This window comes from Paraburkholderia sp. SIMBA_027 (assembly GCF_046535315.1).
Classification (GTDB): domain Bacteria; phylum Pseudomonadota; class Gammaproteobacteria; order Burkholderiales; family Burkholderiaceae; genus Paraburkholderia; species Paraburkholderia tropica.
This window is the reverse complement of sequence record NZ_JAWRWY010000444.1, coordinates 1-277: the sequence shown is the minus strand read 5'-3', so window position 1 is coordinate 277 and position 277 is coordinate 1. Positions and strand designations below refer to the sequence as shown.

The following is a 277-nucleotide window of genomic DNA, read 5'->3' as shown; positions in this document are numbered from 1 at the left end:
CTTCCTGCCGGAAATGATCGGCTTCACTCCGCCCGGCGGCGTTTATACCCATATTGTCGGCACGGATATCGTCCGCACCGGCGAAGACCAGTTCTATGTTCTGGAAGACAATGCCCGCACACCGTCCGGTGTCAGCTACATGCTGGAAAACCGTGAAACGATGATGCAGATGTTCCCGGAACTCTTCCATGAAAACAAGGTCCGGCGGGTGGAGGACTATCCCTACCTCCTGCGCCAGTCCCTCGCCTCGCTCGCCCCTCCCGGCTGCACCGGCAAG

1 protein-coding gene is annotated in these 277 nt (G+C 59.6%); it reads left to right on the top strand.

Going from position 1 to position 277, the window contains the following annotated elements; all coding sequences use genetic code 11:
* On the top strand, positions 1 to 277 hold a 277-nt coding region (locus SB764_RS39760; RefSeq protein ID WP_410866720.1), incomplete at both ends, for a circularly permuted type 2 ATP-grasp protein.